Source organism: Ochrobactrum sp. PL_is483 (genome assembly GCF_055816855.1).
In genome coordinates this window covers 751,859-765,622 of the sequence record NZ_JBVPGS010000040.1, presented here as the reverse complement: position 1 = coordinate 765,622, position 13,764 = coordinate 751,859, and the positions used below count along the sequence as shown (strand labels likewise).

Below are 13,764 nucleotides of genomic sequence, written 5' to 3'. Positions count from 1 at the left end.
CCAGATTGCGGTGTCGCGCGCAATCTTAAAGGCAAGCCGGAGCGTTTCAATCCTCAGCTTACCTTCTTGAGTGTGCTTGTATCCTTGTGATCGAAAGGCTTTCCATACACCTGCAAGTTGGTTGTTTGGCTGTATTTAAGTTTGTCTTTGGAGAAATCCATGTCTATGGAGAATTTCAAGGTATTGTCGTTCTCCAACATATAGTCAGATTCGGCAATTCCCTGATTTTTTGTTTCAAGTTTCATCACATCGCCAGCTTTTCCTTCAGCAACGATGCAAACGCCTCTTGGGATGCAAAAAGAATTGTATACAACATCATTCTTTTTGTCATAGATCATGTATCCCCTTTGATCATGAAACTTGGCGTTATCTCTTTTGCGAAATACTTCCTGTTTGTAATAAATGGCGGTCAGAGCCTGATCGCTTGCATTTTTCGCGTCGGCAGCGGGCTCAAATGTATAAACTTCGTAATATGGCTCCACCGCAAGGCCGCCTTTGCCTACGGCAGATTGTGCCTGGCCGGGGGCTACGTCAGTGCCGCCAGTTTCTTCCGTTTTCCACGTGCCGATGAGTTTTGCCAATGGGCCAAAATCCAGGCCGTTTACTATTGTGCTGTTTGTTTGGGAGGCGGGCGTATCTTTAGCGTATGATGGAAGAGTCAATGCTGAAAAAGATAGAGCTAACAAAGCAACTTTGAATCTAAGCATAGTTTCCTCAAATATGCGCCGATTTAAATAATTTCCGTAACTATATAAATATCGGGTCTGCTATGTACGGCGCAGTTCAGCTTAGATTTATTCTAAAAAAATAGTCAATTGAACAGAAATTGACTATTTCGTGAACATAGGAGCGCCGATCTGATTGAACAGATCGGCGCTCCAACGTCTGGTTTTCACACCCATTTCAAAAGACGCACGGCGCCTTCGGCTCAGCCGATCAGGTAGCGGCAAGCCCCGGCCGCGCCGATGCCGATCAGCACGGTCGGCAGCATGGAAAAGCGCGTTGCAGCGAAGATCGTGATTGCAAGCGCGATGAGGTCGGCTGGCTTGTCGGACACGAAATCGGGCGCGATGACCGAGATCAGGACACAACCCGGTGCTGCTTCCATCACCGCCGTCGCGCGTTTGCTCAGCGTGCGGTTGCGCAGCAGCACATAGCCGCCGATGCGGGTGAGATAGGTGACGCTTGCCATCAGAACGATGGTGAGAACGGCTAACGGATCAATCATTCTTCACCTGCCAGCAGATAGGCTGCAACGAGGCCGGACAAGGCACCGGCGGCGACATACCAGGCGCCGGGAACAGTGAGATAGGTGAGCGCCGCCACCACAAGGCTGACCAGCCACGGGCGCGCTGCCGCAAAACCTTTCCACATGCCCGCCAGCAGTACCAGAAACACAGCCGGAAACGCCATGTCGAAACCGTAAGGCCGCAGGTCTCCCATCATCGGGCCGAAGGCCGCGCCAAGCGTGGTGAAGACCACCCATGCGAGGTAGAACGGTATGGCCACCCCGGCATAGAAGGTGAGGCTCATCGCCGGATTGACGCCTTTCGACTGGCGGCGTTTCGCATCGGCAAGACCGAGCGCCCAGCTTTCATCGCACATCAGAAAAAGGCTCGCGAAAGCCTTGCGCTTGGGCAGGTGGCGGATGAACGGTGCCAGAGCCGCGCCCATCAGCAGATGGCGGCTGTTGACGAGAAAGGTGATCGCGACGATCAGCAGGACATGCGGCGGCGAGGTCCAGAGCTGGATGGCCGCGAATTCCGATCCGCCTGCGAAGTTCAGCCCGGTCATCAGCGGCACTTCCACGATGCTGAGGCCTTTTTGAGCTGCCTGCGCGCCCAGCACCAGCGCATAGGGAATGATGCCAAGCAGAACCGGCAGGCCGGCTGCGGCCCCGCGGCGGAATTCCGATCCGCGCCCGGATCTGCTTTTTTGAGGCACATAGGCCTGTGAAATATCCATAAAATTCCTGTTGGCTGGCCCTTAACGGGCTGCCCCTTTCCAGAGCATTTCCAGCAAAAGTGCGAAGCGGTTTTGCGTTGGATAATGCGATAAAAACAAAAGGTTAGAGCCGTTCCGGCGACTCCGTTTTAACCGGAACCGCTCCAAGTCTCTTGAGAGTTGCGCAACTATAATCAATTCCGTCAGCAATTTGGTTGCGAATTATGCCCTCATGCATCAATATTTGGCAGAGAATGCCAACAAGATTGGCATAAATGGAATCGAGCGCTAATGAAGCTGGATGAGATCGACAAACGGATTCTGCGCGTACTGCAACGCGACGGCCGCATCGCCAATAACGATCTCGCACGCGAGGTCGGCCTTTCGCCTTCGCCATGCCTGCGGCGGGTGAAGCTGCTGGAGGAGGCGGGCGTGATCGACCGTTATGTCGCGGTGCTGAACCCGGCCAAGGTCGGCAAGGGGCTGACCTTCTTCACCCGCATCCGGCTGGACCAGCAGGACGAGGAAACGCTTCAGACCTTCGCCAAGGAAATATTGAAGCTGCCGCAGGTGCTTGAATGCTATTTCATGCTCGGCGACTACGATGCGATGATCCGGGTGGTTGCGGCGGATATCGAGGATTACCGCCGCTTCCAGTCGGAATATCTGAGCCGCATAAAGGGTGTTCAGAACCTGAAGACCGACGTGCCGAGCCAGACGGTCAAGCAGACTTCCGAAATGCCTCTGTAACCTCCTCTGCGGCCGGGTTTTTCGTAATGACCAGATCGAGCTGCGCCAGTTCTTCATTGACCTGATCTGCCAGCGCGAAGAAGCGTCTTCGCATCTTCGAAGCATAGGGATTGGCGTGCTCGATGGCCTGAAACACTTCTGGCGCATCGTGGCGGACCATGTCGACCGCCTGCATCAGAAGATCGAAGCTTTTTGTCGTCATGCGGGTGGGGAGCGGCTCCATCTGCACCAGAACCCTGGCGATGAGATGCGTCAGGCCCTGAGCCATCGCCGCCTCGCGGTCATGGTCTTCCGGCGTTGTCACGATGACATTGAGGGAAAGGTGCTTCTTCAGGAAGGCTGCAACCCGATGGAATCGCGTGCCGCGCACTGGGCAGACGGCGATTTTGAGCCCGGCAATGCCGTCGCGCACACTTTGCGGGCCGAAAAGCGGGTGGGTGGCGACAATATCGACATGCGCGGGCAGGCCGCGCCGCATGATATCGGCAGGCCCGACCTTCACCGAACCGACATCGAGAACAAGCGCGCCGGGGCGCACATGCGGCGCAATCGCCTCCACCACCCGCTCAAGCATTGCGACCGGCGTTGCCAGAATAACGATATCGCACCGGGCGGCCTGTTCCAGAGAGGCCGGAGCAACGCCGTGTATCAGCGCCGTCTGTTCAAGGTTCGCGGCAGGATCATAGGCATAGAACTGGAAATACGGGTTCAGATAGCGGGCGATAAGCTGCCCGAACGCACCAAAGCCGATAATACCAATTTTCGTATGCTGATTGTTGTCGCGAGACATGGACTGACCTCTTAAGGGCCGCATGGCCAGAGGCGCTGTCCTTGAAACTCAACCGCTGGCAATGCAGCGGTTGAACTATGACAAAGCAAACCCGCCGCTATGTGAGCGGGGCGTAATAAGACCGGGTGCTGATGAGTGCTTTGTTCATGCCGTCTAGCTATTCCTGCCTTGAACGGATGTCAACACCGTCTATTTCAGATAGGCGCGAACCACATCGACAAGCTCGCCCGCGCCTTCGTCGCGCTCCTTCTGCGGAAGGGCGCCATCGGCCACATGCATCAGGATATGGTCTTCGATCACTTCCGCCATCAGCCCGTTGACCGCGCCGCGAACGCCGGCAATCACCTGCATGACCTCGGCGCAGCCCTTCTCGTCTTCGAGCATCCGTTCCACGCCCTCAAGCTGGCCGCGAATCCGGCGCACGCGGTTGATGAGCTTCTGCTTTTCGCGGATCGTGTGGGTCATGGATGCTCCTGAAATCTGGACGGTCAGGCGGTTCGCGGTTCCACCTCCACCGTCACATGCGACAAATCATGGATGGCTGCAAGCTTGTTCCGGTAATAGGACGGCGCTTGTGGCTGTTCCGCGATGATCGAAACGATGGCGCCGTGATGGCCCGGCCCAAGCTGCCAGACATGCAGGTCGGCAATTTCGCCGCCCTCGCGGGTGATGATTTCGGCGATCTCCTGCGGCAGATCCTCGTCTTCCGGCAGATAGTCGAGCAGGGTGGAGCCCGTGTCCTTTATCAGGCCCCATGACCAGTTTGCGATCACCAAGGCGCCGACGATGCCTATCGCCGGGTCAAGCCAGAGCCAGCCGTAAAGACTGCCCAGCAGAAGCGCTGTAATGGCAAGCACCGATGTCAGCGCATCGGCGAGCACATGCATATAGGCTGCGCGCAGGTTCTGGTCATGGCTGTGATCATGGTGGTGGTGGTCGTGATGGTGCGAATGATCGTCCCTGAGAAGCCAGGCACAGACCAGATTGACAATCAAACCGATGACGGCGACCAGAATGGCCTCGTGAAAATCGATGCTGACCGGCGCGCTGAAGCGCCAGAAGCTTTCCCAGCCGATCAGGAGGGCGATCAGCGCCAGAACAATCGCGCTGGCAAAACCTGCTAGATCGCCGAGCTTGCCGGTGCCGAAGGTAAACCGCGAATTATGCGCGTGCCTGCGCGCATAGAGATAGGCCAGCGCTGCAATCAGCATTGCCGCGGCGTGGGTGGACATATGCCAGCCATCGGCGGTCAGAGCCATGGAGCCGTAAAGGTTTCCGGCGGTGATCTCGATTATCATCATCGTCACCGTGATGGCGATTACCATCCAGGTTCGCTTTTCGTTGCGCTGGTGGTTCTCGCCCAGAAAAACATGCTCGTGCCGGGACGAAAGCTGATGCCCCGGGTGGTCCGGATGGTGATGCGCGCCCATGAAATATCCTTTCAGTTAGAATAGGGGGGTATACTATTTTACGAGGGCTGACAAATCACATTCTCAGGCGCGGCGCTGACTTTGGCCGGCGCTGTTGCATGCGGGCCTATCCGCCGGATTGATGAAAGTTACACCTTTGGGAGTAAAGCCGTGCGCCTTTTCGAGAAGCCCGATGGCCTGATTGCCGGAATCTATTCGGGGGCGGGATCAGCTAAGATCGGGAACATCAACTTGGGGCAAAGCATCGAAGCGCCACTGGTCCGGGCAACGCGGAACGACGCTTCAGGGTTGGAAGCTGTGCATCGTGCTTTGCTAGAAATCCACGCTGATTTTCAGGCCGGTGCCGTAACGAGAAGAGCGGAGGGATACATGTCTTCGGAAAAGAACCCGCATTCGCCGCGCAATCGTGCGCGACGGCATTTTCTGGGTCTCACAGCCGCCGCTGCCGCGAGGATTGCGGCGCTTGGCGTGTTTGCTGCAACGGTGTCGTCGCGGCCGTCGCAGGCGCTGGGCACGAAATGGTGGCATGGTGGTCACGGCGGAGGAGGCGGCACGGGCGCCAACTGCCTTCTGAAAGGAACGCTCATCGAAACACCCACCGGCCCGGTGGCGGTAGAGGCATTGTCAGTTGGCGATCTCGTGACCACGGTTCGGGGCGATGCCCGCCCGGTCAAATGGGTCGGCTGGCAGAGCCACAGAAAGGGCGGCGCAGAATGGAGCGAGAGCGTGATGCCGATCCGCGTCAAGCGCCATGCCATCGACGGTAAAACCCCGCATCGCGACCTTTATCTTTCGCCCAACCATGCGCTGCTCATCGATGGCGTGCTGATCCGCGTGAAGGATCTGGTCAACGGCCAGAGCATAGCGCGCGTGTCGATGGACAAGCCGATCGACTATTACAACATCGTTCTCGACGGTCACGATGCCGTGCTGGCGGAAGGGACTGCCGTGGAGACTTATCTGATGCGCGGCGACAGCTACAAGAGCTTCACCAATTTTGCCGAGTATCAGGAACTATACCCGGAAGAAGCCAATATCATCATGCAGCCCTATGCGCCGCTGATGGGCTATGAAGGCGCCCGCCAGCACATGCATGCGCTGTTGTGCATGAGCGGCATTCTTCCCGTGCGGGACGTGGTTGAGGAAACCTATCAGCGTCTGGCCGCGAAGGCAGGTGCAAGCGTAGCGTAGAACATGAAGCACCGGACGATGATAAGAATGGCGGGGTGCAGATTGCACCTCGCCTTTTTCATGAAAGAAAGCCGACCTAAATCCTGTCCATCAATGCATACCATGACAGGGCAAGGAACAGGAGCGGCGAGCGGAAGGTGCGACCACCGGGGAAGGCGGGAATGCGCAGTTCCTCGAACAGTTTCAGCCTGTCGCGATTGCCTGCAAGGGTTTCCGCATAGAGCTTGCCCATGTAGTTGGCCAGCATCACCCCATGACCGGAATAGCCGCCCGCCGAAATGACGCCGGGCATGACCTCGCGCACAAAAGGCTGGCGCGGCATGGTGATGCCAACCGAACCGCCCCATGCATGGGTGATCTCAACCTTGTCCAGCGCCGGGTAAATTTCGGCGATCTGGCGGCGGATATGCGTGCTGATGTCGCGCGGATTGTCGGCGGTATAGGCTTCGCGCCCGCCGAACAGCAGCCTGCCGTCCTTCGAGCGGCGGAAATAGCGCACCACGAAGCGGGAATCGTCGACGGATTCACCGCCCGGAATAACCGGGCTATCGTCGCCCAGCGGCACCGTTGCGCCGATGAAGGAGCGGATCGGCATGACATGCGATGCGCCGACCGGTTCCAATAGCCCACCATAAGCATTGACGGCGATGAAGGCGTTTTTCGCGACGATGGTTCCGCGATTGGTTTCGACCTCGACCCGCCCGCTTGCTGTGCTGATTTTGGTGGCTCTTGTGTCTTCAAACAGCTTCGCCCCCGCTGCATGGGCGGCTTTAGCCGTTCCGATGAGCAGTTTCAGCGGATGAATGTGGCCGGTCCCTGCATCACGGACGCCGCCATGATAGCGCTGCGAACCGAGCAGGCGCGCCGTTTCCTCACGATCGAGCAGGCGCAGGTGCGGATAGTTGAAGCGACTTGCCATCAGCTCGACGTGACGCTCATAGGATTTCAGATAGCGCGGCTTGTGCACGACCGAAATCTGGCCGGGCACATATTCCATGTCGATCCTGTGCTCGTCCGCAAAAGCGAGCAGGTGAGCCTTGGCTTCTTCCGCCACGTCGAACAGCGCCTTGGCGCGCTCGAAGCCATATTCGGCTTCCAGCTCCTCGGCCCATGTGCGCTGGCCGGTGCCGAACTGCCCGCCATTGCGCCCCGATGCGCCATCACCGAACCGTGCGCCGTCGATCAGAACCACATCTGCGCCCAGCCTTGCCAGATGATAGGCCGCTGACAGCCCCGTATATCCGCCGCCGATGACGACGACATCAGCCTGCCGCGACCCATCCATCTCGGGATATTGCGGGCGATCCGGAACGGTCGCCTCGTACCAGGAATAGCCGGGCGAGATTGGGGACTGGTAGGGCATTGGCGATTCCGTTTTAAGGGAGTAGGGGAGTAGGGGAATAGGGGAGTAGGTCAGGTTTCCGATAGTTTGCGGATCAAAAGTCGTAACAGTTTTCCGACGCTTTCACTCTTTGCCATTATGGGTTCCATTTTTTCGCTTCTGATGAAGCCCAACCTTTCAGCAATGAGTAAGTGAGTTTCCATTTCTTTCAAGGAACCTTGAGCGATACGCAGAAACTGCTGGTAGGAACCGCGCGTGTCGCGGCCATATCCTTCCGCGATATTGGCCGGAATAGAAACGGCAGCACGCCGAACCTGGCTGGTAAGGCCATACACCTCTTCTTTCGGCCAGGTTTCAGTCGATTTGTATATAGCCGTCACGAGCTCCATTGCTTGCTGCCACACAAGTATATCGCGATAAGAATTGATTGCCACAGCCACGCCCCCGCATATCTGCTTACTCCCTTACTCCCTTACTCCCTTACTCCCTTACTCCCTTAAACATTCAGCAACAAAAACTCGCGTTCCCACGGGCTGATGACTTCCATGAAGGTTTCGAACTCGGCGCGTTTGATGGCGGCATAGGTCGTCATGAAGGAACTGCCGAACAGGTTGCGCAACTCGGTATCCTGTTCGAACAGCTCCACAGCGTCGATCAGGCCGCGGGGGAGGTCGACCTCTTTGGTATTGACGCTGGTGGTCGCGGGCTGTTCCGCCTCGATCTTGTTCACAAGGCCGATCAGTCCGCAGGCAAGCGAAGCAGCAAGGGCAAGGTAGGGGTTGGCATCGGAAGAGGGGATGCGGTTTTCCACGCGGCGCGCATTGGGGTCGGAGCGCGGCACGCGGAATGCAGTCGTGCGGTTGTCATAGCCCCATTTGACGTTGACGGGCGCGGAAGCGTCCGGCGTCAGGCGGCGGTAGGAGTTGACGTAAGGGGCGAACATGACGAGCGCATTCGGCACATGGCGCTGCATGCCGCCGATGAAGTTGCGGAAAGCTTCGCTTTCGCCGCCATCCTCATTGGTGAAGATGTTGCGCCCGGTCTTCTTGTCCACGATGGACTGGTGAATATGCATCGCCGATCCCGGCTGACCCTGAATGGGCTTCGCCATGAAAGTGGCATACATATCATGTTTCAGCGCCGCCTCGCGGATCGTGCGCTTGAACATGAACACCTGATCGGCCAGTTCAACCGGGTCGCCGTGGCGCAGGTTGATTTCAAGCTGGCCCGCGCCTTCCTCATGGATCAGCGTGTCGATCTCAAGGCCCTGACCTTCTGAGAAATGGTAGATATCGTCGATCAGTTCGTCGAATTCGTTGACGCCGGCGATCGAATAGCCCTGACCGCCGCCAATGGCGCGGCCCGAACGTCCCACCGGGGGCGTCAGAGGGTAATCGGGGTCGGGGTTCTTGCGCACCAGATAAAATTCGATTTCCGGTGCGACGACCGGTTTCAGCCCCCGCTTGTTGTAAGCGGCAACCACATTGCGCAGCACATTGCGCGGGGTGAACTCGACCGCACGCCCGTCCTGATAAACCAGATCGCAGATCACCTGCGCCGTCGGGTCGGATTCCCAGGGAACCGCCGACAGGGTGGAGAGATCGGGCAGCAGTCTCAGGTCGCCGTCGTCTTCCGGGTAGTGGAACCCGTGGCCGTCCTCCGGATAATCGCCGGAAATCGTCGTCATGAAGACGGCGGAAGGCAATGCCAGCGAGGTATTGGAGGTGAATTTCTTCGACGGCATCATCTTGCCGCGGGCAACCCCCGCCTGATCGGGGGTAATGCATTCGATGTCTTCGATGTCGCGCCAGGCAAGCCATTCGGTCGCCTGTTTCCAGTTCTTCACACCGCGAAGCGATTTGACATAGGCAGGCGTACGGCGACGCGGGGCGCGCGTAACCTTCTTTTCCGTCGTATCAGCAGACATCCATCACCAGAAAATGATTTCGATAACGGCATGATAGCTGTGACCGTCGTCAATGACAAATGGGACAAATGGGTTGGCCAAGCTTTTGTGTGCGCCATCGCAGAAAGCGCACACAAACCAGAAATAGATGCGTCAGAGACCGAAATGGCCCTTGAGCGCGGGCACGTTGGCGACCAGCTGATCGATCAGCTTCGGGTCATGATCGCGCACGTAGTTGATCACCTGTCCGCCGGCCTCGGTGATCTGGTCACTGGAAAGGCCGCTGGAACGAAGCGTGGCCGCGGCTTTCAACAATGCGCTCATCTTTTCGCCAGCCACATTATCCATCAGGCCTGACAGCGCGCCCATGATGCCGCCCGTGCTGTTGGCAAGCACGTCGTGGGCGCTGGCGAGCTGCTGCGCATCCGGCAGGAGCGCGAAAATCTTGCTGCCGATTTCAGGCGCGCTGTGCTGCAGCACGGAAAATACCGAGCCAGCGAGCTTTTCCGCAAGCTGCGGATCGATGTTGATCTTGGCGGCAATGCCGTCGATGAGTGGTTGAATTGACATGAATTGGTCTCGTGTTTCTCGCCCCGCAAGGGCAGCTTTACCGATGCCCCCGGAAAGAATGCGGTCCTTCCGGGGCATCGGGCAGGATCACGATGGACCATCCCGCGTCAATGCTCAAAGCGCGGCTTTGTCAGGATTGGATGAATTTTCCGTCAAGAATTGCATGCGAGGCCAGCGGCGGCGGCGCTGCCAGCCCGAAGCCTGCGCCAGGGCTAAAAAAACCCCGACTGGCGGGGCCAGCCGGGGAGGTCAGTTGAGGAAATCCGACCATAAAGCGAGTGGTATATCAAGTCCGTTTCATCGAATTTTGCGGACAATTGCAGGTTCGGACATTCTGTCGCTGCCAAAAACCGAAGTGTGCGAGCATGGCGGCGACGGCGATGGTTGAGAGCATCATGATTGCTGGTTGGTGACGATGACGGGGATCAAGAGATCGCCCCAGTTGCCGTCGCCGTTCCCGTGTTGCCGAAGGCACACAACAAGAAAGAACATGACGGCGACGGCGATGGTCGAAGGCATCATGATTGCTGGTTGGTGACGATGACGGGGATCAAGAGATCGCCCCAGTTGCCGTCGCCGCCATGATGCCGGGCCGAGCGGACCAGTTCCACGGAGACGCCTGCCTCGACCGCCTTCATGACGGTGTAGTTGAGGCGATGCAGATCGTTGGCGAGCATACGGATAACGGTCTGCTGATCCGTGGTCATGCTTGACGATTGTTCTTCTGCTCTTTCCTTGACGCGTGCTGGCGAATTCATGGGACTGTTCCTTCTATTTGTCGCCGGGCTGTTATTCTGCAGCCGGTCTGAACTGTGCTGTTTCAGTCGATTCCTTCATGGCGGTGGTCGAAGACTGGCCGCCGGTGATTGCGAGCGACACGGCATCGAAATAGCCGGTGCCGACTTCGCGCTGATGCTTGGTCGCGGTGTAGCCGTTGGCTTCGGCTGCAAATTCCGCCTCTTGCAGCTCGGAATAGGCTGCCATCTGCCGATCCTTGTAACCGCGCGCCAGTTCGAACATGCCGTAGTTGAGCTGGTGGAAACCGGCCAGCGTGATGAACTGGAACTTGTAGCCCATCGCGCCCAACTCGCGCTGGAACTTGGCAATCGTCGCGTCGTCGAGGTTCTTCTTCCAGTTGAACGACGGCGAGCAGTTATAAGCGAGCTTCTTGCCCGGATGCGCCTTGTGCACGGCTTCCGCGAAGCGGCGGGCCTGTTCGAGATCGGGCTTGGATGTTTCCATCCAGATCAGATCGCAATAGGGCGCATAGGCAATCGCGCGGGCGATGCACGGCTCGATGCCGTTCTTCACCTGATAGAAGCCTTCCGCCGTGCGGCCCGCATCGTAATCGACGAAGAGCTGGTCGCGCTCGTCGATATCCGAGGTCAGAAGCTTGGCGGCTTCGGCATCGGTGCGGGCGATGATCAGCGTCGGCGTGCCCATGATGTCGGCTGCCAGGCGCGCCGCATTGAGGTTGCGGATATGCGCCGCAGTCGGGATCAGGACCTTGCCGCCAAGATGGCCGCACTTCTTTTCCGAAGCGAGCTGGTCTTCATAGTGAACACCGGCGGCGCCCGCCTCGATGAAGGCCTTCATGATTTCGAATGCGTTGAGCGGCCCGCCAAAGCCTGCTTCCGCATCGGCAACGATGGGGGCAAACCAGGTGTCGACCGAAAGCCCCTTGCCTTCGGCGGTTTCGATCTGGTCGGCGCGCTGCAAGGTTCTGTTGATGCGCTTGGCCAGCTCCGGGGCGGCATTGGCCGGATAGAGCGACTGGTCCGGATACATGGCCGATGCCGTGTTCGCATCCGCCGCAACCTGCCAGCCGGAGAGGTAGATCGCCTTCAAGCCGGCGCGGACCATCTGCATGGCCTGATTGCCGGAAAGCGCGCCGAGCGCATTGACGAAATCTTCCTCATGGATCAGCTTCCAGAGGCGGTTCGCGCCCATTTCAGCCAGCGAATACTTGATGTCCACCGAACCGCGCAGCCTTTTTACATCTTCGGCTGTATGCGCACGCTGGATGCCGTCGAAGCGGCCCTTTGGTGCCGAAGGAATAAGGCTGTAAAAATCTGTCATTTCGGTGTCTCCTCACACTTTGAACTGGTTCGGGAAGAGCAATTTGTCTGCGCTCTTTCTGTGACCAGATTTACAATCTCCATTGGATGGTCGCCAGAAAAACTAACAAAACCGCAGAATAATTGAGGTAACGCTGTCTAGGTTTTGACTGTTCGGCGCTGTAAAATTGTAAATCTTGTCAATGTTGGAATTTCCCGCTATTTTGTCATGAATTGTAAAGATCGGGAGAGTGGAGTTGAGCGAACGCAAGATATTTGCCGGGCCGCGCATCAGGCGCATCCGTAACGAACGCGCTTTGACCCAGACGGCCATGGCTGAGGCGCTCGGCATCTCGCCATCCTATCTGAACCTGATCGAGCGCAACCAGCGACCCTTGACGGTGCAGCTTCTGCTGAAGCTTGCCAGTGTCTACAAGCTCGACCTCGACAGCCTTCAGGCCGAAAGCGGCTCCACGATCACGGGGCTGAAGGAAGTGTTTTCCGACCCGCTTCTGACCGGCGAACTGCCGGGCGATCAGGAACTGGTCGAAATCGGCGAGGCGGCGCCCAATGCCGCCGTCGGCATCATGAAGCTTTACCGCGCCTATCGCGAACAGCAGCAGCGCCTGTCCGACCTGTCGCAATTGCTCTCGCATGAGGGAAGCGGGGCGGAACTCTCCGCCACACGACTGCCGCTCGATGAAGTGCGCGATGTGATGGCGCGGCGGCCTAACCATTATCCGCGCATCGAGGAAGAAGCTGAGAGCTTTTTCGCTCTGCTCAAGCCGGACGGCGATTTGGCGAGTGCGTTGAAGGACTGGCTGCGCCGCGAGCATGGCATCACAGTTCGTTCGCTGCCGGTCGCAACCATGCCGAACTGGCGCAGGCGCTATGACCGGCATTCGCAGCGGCTTTTCATTTCCGAGCGCCTGTCGCCTTTCGATCAGTTGCAGGAAATGGCCATGGAGGCAGCGCTTGTCCGCATGCAGGTGGTGATTGGCGCGGAAACGGAAGGGCTGAAACTGTCATCAGGTGAGGCGAAGCGCATCGCCCGGTTCGAACTGGCGCGCTATGCGGCGCAGGCGTTGATGATGCCCTATCGCCAGTTTCGTGATGCGGCGGTGCGGGCGCGTTACGATGTCGATGTGCTGCGCACGCGTTTCGGTGTTTCTTTCCAGCAGGCGGCAAACCGGCTCACGACCTTGCAGCGGCAGGGCGCAAGCGCGCTGCCCTTCTTCGTGATGGAAATCGACCATGCGGGCAACCGGCTGCGTGTTGCAGGTGCGGAAGGCTTTCCGGTTCGTTTCGGCGGGCAATGCCCGAAACTGCCGGTTTATGCGGCTTTTGCGCAGGCCGGTCAGGTGCTGGTCGAGCCGGTGGAATTGCCGGATGGGTCGGCTTTCCTCACCATCGCTCGCACGCTGGAAGGGCCACAGGGTGCGTTCAGCGAGCGTCCGCGCCGCACGGCGCTGCTGCTTGGCTGCGCGCTGGAGGCGGGGGCTGACACGGTTTACGGCGCCCCACTGTCTAAGGCGGGCAATACCGAAACCGGCCCGGCCTGTCGCCTATGTGAACGGCAAGGCTGCATCACCCGCGCCGAACCGCCGTTGACGCGCCCGCTCGGGCTGGACGAGATGGTGGCGGGGTTGTCGGCCTTCGATTTCCAGTAGGGGCGCGATATTTCGGTTTCTGGCCTGCACATGGCGTGGTCCATCGCTCCTCGGGAGCTTCCGAGAAGCAATTTTTATGTTCGTCCCGTCACGACCCTGTTGACGAATGCTGTG

General features: G+C 58.3%; 16 protein-coding genes. 3 read left to right on the top strand and 13 right to left on the bottom strand.

The features are described from left to right. Positions 1 to 53: 53 nt before the first annotated feature. From AC0TNJ_RS21950 to AC0TNJ_RS21940, 3 genes are all read right to left on the bottom strand, one after another. Entirely contained in the window at positions 54 to 707 is a 654-nt protein-coding gene (locus AC0TNJ_RS21950) for a heme-binding beta-barrel domain-containing protein (protein WP_122002003.1), read from the bottom strand. Positions 708 to 928: 221 nt separating this feature from the next. Further along, complete coding sequence (locus tag AC0TNJ_RS21945) at positions 929 to 1,228, bottom strand: AzlD family protein (RefSeq protein WP_010659133.1); 300 nt, start codon at positions 1,226 to 1,228, stop codon at positions 929 to 931. Further along, positions 1,225 to 1,965: an AzlC family ABC transporter permease gene (locus AC0TNJ_RS21940; RefSeq protein ID WP_122002002.1), complete on the bottom strand. Its 741-nt coding sequence runs from the start codon at positions 1,963 to 1,965 to the stop codon at positions 1,225 to 1,227. The genes AC0TNJ_RS21945 and AC0TNJ_RS21940 overlap by 4 nt, the downstream gene beginning before the upstream one ends. Positions 1,966 to 2,235: 270 nt before the next feature. Here AC0TNJ_RS21940 and AC0TNJ_RS21935 point away from each other — a divergent pair, with 270 nt between their 5' ends. After that, positions 2,236 to 2,694: an Lrp/AsnC family transcriptional regulator gene (locus AC0TNJ_RS21935; RefSeq protein ID WP_006473061.1), complete on the top strand. Its 459-nt coding sequence runs from the start codon at positions 2,236 to 2,238 to the stop codon at positions 2,692 to 2,694. On the opposite strand, the gene AC0TNJ_RS21930 is transcribed toward AC0TNJ_RS21935, so the two are convergent. The 3 genes from AC0TNJ_RS21930 to dmeF form a co-directional block, all read right to left on the bottom strand. Beyond that, the gene (locus AC0TNJ_RS21930) at positions 2,666 to 3,484 is read right to left on the bottom strand and encodes a prephenate dehydrogenase/arogenate dehydrogenase family protein (protein ID WP_473772384.1); all 819 of its coding nucleotides are present in this window, start codon (positions 3,482 to 3,484) and stop codon (positions 2,666 to 2,668) included. The genes AC0TNJ_RS21935 and AC0TNJ_RS21930 overlap by 29 nt on opposite strands. 189 nt (positions 3,485 to 3,673) lie before the next feature. Continuing rightward, positions 3,674 to 3,949 (bottom strand): metal/formaldehyde-sensitive transcriptional repressor, encoded by a 276-nt coding sequence (locus AC0TNJ_RS21925; RefSeq protein WP_021587391.1) that lies wholly within the window; start codon positions 3,947 to 3,949, stop codon positions 3,674 to 3,676. A 23-nt stretch (positions 3,950 to 3,972) separates the two neighbouring features. Further along, positions 3,973 to 4,914 carry a CDF family Co(II)/Ni(II) efflux transporter DmeF gene (dmeF, locus tag AC0TNJ_RS21920; protein ID WP_473772383.1) on the bottom strand — a complete coding sequence of 314 codons (942 nt, stop codon included), beginning with the start codon at positions 4,912 to 4,914 and terminating at the stop codon, positions 3,973 to 3,975. Between the two features lie 369 nt (positions 4,915 to 5,283). Here dmeF and AC0TNJ_RS21915 point away from each other — a divergent pair, with 369 nt between their 5' ends. After that, complete coding sequence (locus tag AC0TNJ_RS21915; RefSeq protein ID WP_473772382.1) at positions 5,284 to 6,105, top strand: Hint domain-containing protein; 822 nt, start codon at positions 5,284 to 5,286, stop codon at positions 6,103 to 6,105. Positions 6,106 to 6,181: 76 nt separating this feature from the next. Here AC0TNJ_RS21915 and AC0TNJ_RS21910 read toward each other — a convergent pair whose 3' ends face one another. The 7 genes from AC0TNJ_RS21910 to aceA all read right to left on the bottom strand — a co-directional run bounded on the left by AC0TNJ_RS21910 (position 6,182) and on the right by aceA (position 12,002). Continuing rightward, positions 6,182 to 7,468 carry an NAD(P)/FAD-dependent oxidoreductase gene (locus tag AC0TNJ_RS21910; RefSeq protein ID WP_473772381.1) on the bottom strand — a complete coding sequence of 429 codons (1,287 nt, stop codon included), beginning with the start codon at positions 7,466 to 7,468 and terminating at the stop codon, positions 6,182 to 6,184. 50 nt (positions 7,469 to 7,518) lie between these two features. Beyond that, the gene (locus AC0TNJ_RS21905) at positions 7,519 to 7,881 is read right to left on the bottom strand and encodes a four helix bundle protein (protein ID WP_473772433.1); all 363 of its coding nucleotides are present in this window, start codon (positions 7,879 to 7,881) and stop codon (positions 7,519 to 7,521) included. A 62-nt stretch (positions 7,882 to 7,943) separates the two neighbouring features. Continuing rightward, positions 7,944 to 9,374: a glutamine synthetase family protein gene (locus AC0TNJ_RS21900; RefSeq protein WP_122001996.1), complete on the bottom strand. Its 1,431-nt coding sequence runs from the start codon at positions 9,372 to 9,374 to the stop codon at positions 7,944 to 7,946. A 132-nt stretch (positions 9,375 to 9,506) separates the two neighbouring features. Beyond that, complete coding sequence (locus AC0TNJ_RS21895) at positions 9,507 to 9,923, bottom strand: DUF2267 domain-containing protein (protein ID WP_473772380.1); 417 nt, start codon at positions 9,921 to 9,923, stop codon at positions 9,507 to 9,509. Between the two features lie 393 nt (positions 9,924 to 10,316). Then, positions 10,317 to 10,445: a hypothetical protein gene (locus AC0TNJ_RS21890; RefSeq protein ID WP_473772379.1), complete on the bottom strand. Its 129-nt coding sequence runs from the start codon at positions 10,443 to 10,445 to the stop codon at positions 10,317 to 10,319. Beyond that, positions 10,442 to 10,681, bottom strand: a complete 240-nt coding sequence (locus tag AC0TNJ_RS21885; protein WP_100650836.1) for an SMc00767 family acetate metabolism repressor — start codon at positions 10,679 to 10,681, stop codon at positions 10,442 to 10,444. The genes AC0TNJ_RS21890 and AC0TNJ_RS21885 overlap by 4 nt, the downstream gene beginning before the upstream one ends. 31 nt (positions 10,682 to 10,712) lie before the next feature. Continuing rightward, positions 10,713 to 12,002, bottom strand: coding sequence for an isocitrate lyase (aceA, locus tag AC0TNJ_RS21880; protein ID WP_473772378.1), 1,290 nt, complete (start codon positions 12,000 to 12,002; stop codon positions 10,713 to 10,715). Between the two features lie 235 nt (positions 12,003 to 12,237). Here aceA and AC0TNJ_RS21875 point away from each other — a divergent pair, with 235 nt between their 5' ends. Beyond that, entirely contained in the window at positions 12,238 to 13,650 is a 1,413-nt protein-coding gene (locus tag AC0TNJ_RS21875; RefSeq protein ID WP_473772377.1) for a helix-turn-helix domain-containing protein, read from the top strand. Positions 13,651 to 13,764 lie beyond the last annotated feature (114 nt).

What these genes read in the sequence shown, in the direction of transcription:
- AC0TNJ_RS21950 (WP_122002003.1), bottom strand. Translation starts at nt 707, where the DNA reads ATGCTTAGATTCAAAGTTGCTTTGTTAGCTCTATCTTTTTCAGCATTG.
- AC0TNJ_RS21945 (WP_010659133.1), bottom strand. Translation starts at nt 1,228, where the DNA reads ATGATTGATCCGTTAGCCGTTCTCACCATCGTTCTGATGGCAAGCGTC.
- AC0TNJ_RS21940 (WP_122002002.1), bottom strand. Translation starts at nt 1,965, where the DNA reads ATGGATATTTCACAGGCCTATGTGCCTCAAAAAAGCAGATCCGGGCGC.
- AC0TNJ_RS21935 (WP_006473061.1), top strand. Translation starts at nt 2,236, where the DNA reads ATGAAGCTGGATGAGATCGACAAACGGATTCTGCGCGTACTGCAACGC.
- AC0TNJ_RS21930 (WP_473772384.1), bottom strand. Translation starts at nt 3,484, where the DNA reads ATGTCTCGCGACAACAATCAGCATACGAAAATTGGTATTATCGGCTTT.
- AC0TNJ_RS21925 (WP_021587391.1), bottom strand. Translation starts at nt 3,949, where the DNA reads ATGACCCACACGATCCGCGAAAAGCAGAAGCTCATCAACCGCGTGCGC.
- dmeF (WP_473772383.1), bottom strand. Translation starts at nt 4,914, where the DNA reads ATGGGCGCGCATCACCATCCGGACCACCCGGGGCATCAGCTTTCGTCC.
- AC0TNJ_RS21915 (WP_473772382.1), top strand. Translation starts at nt 5,284, where the DNA reads ATGTCTTCGGAAAAGAACCCGCATTCGCCGCGCAATCGTGCGCGACGG.
- AC0TNJ_RS21910 (WP_473772381.1), bottom strand. Translation starts at nt 7,468, where the DNA reads ATGCCCTACCAGTCCCCAATCTCGCCCGGCTATTCCTGGTACGAGGCG.
- AC0TNJ_RS21900 (WP_122001996.1), bottom strand. Translation starts at nt 9,374, where the DNA reads ATGTCTGCTGATACGACGGAAAAGAAGGTTACGCGCGCCCCGCGTCGC.
- AC0TNJ_RS21895 (WP_473772380.1), bottom strand. Translation starts at nt 9,923, where the DNA reads ATGTCAATTCAACCACTCATCGACGGCATTGCCGCCAAGATCAACATC.
- AC0TNJ_RS21890 (WP_473772379.1), bottom strand. Translation starts at nt 10,445, where the DNA reads ATGATGCCTTCGACCATCGCCGTCGCCGTCATGTTCTTTCTTGTTGTG.
- AC0TNJ_RS21885 (WP_100650836.1), bottom strand. Translation starts at nt 10,681, where the DNA reads ATGAATTCGCCAGCACGCGTCAAGGAAAGAGCAGAAGAACAATCGTCA.
- aceA (WP_473772378.1), bottom strand. Translation starts at nt 12,002, where the DNA reads ATGACAGATTTTTACAGCCTTATTCCTTCGGCACCAAAGGGCCGCTTC.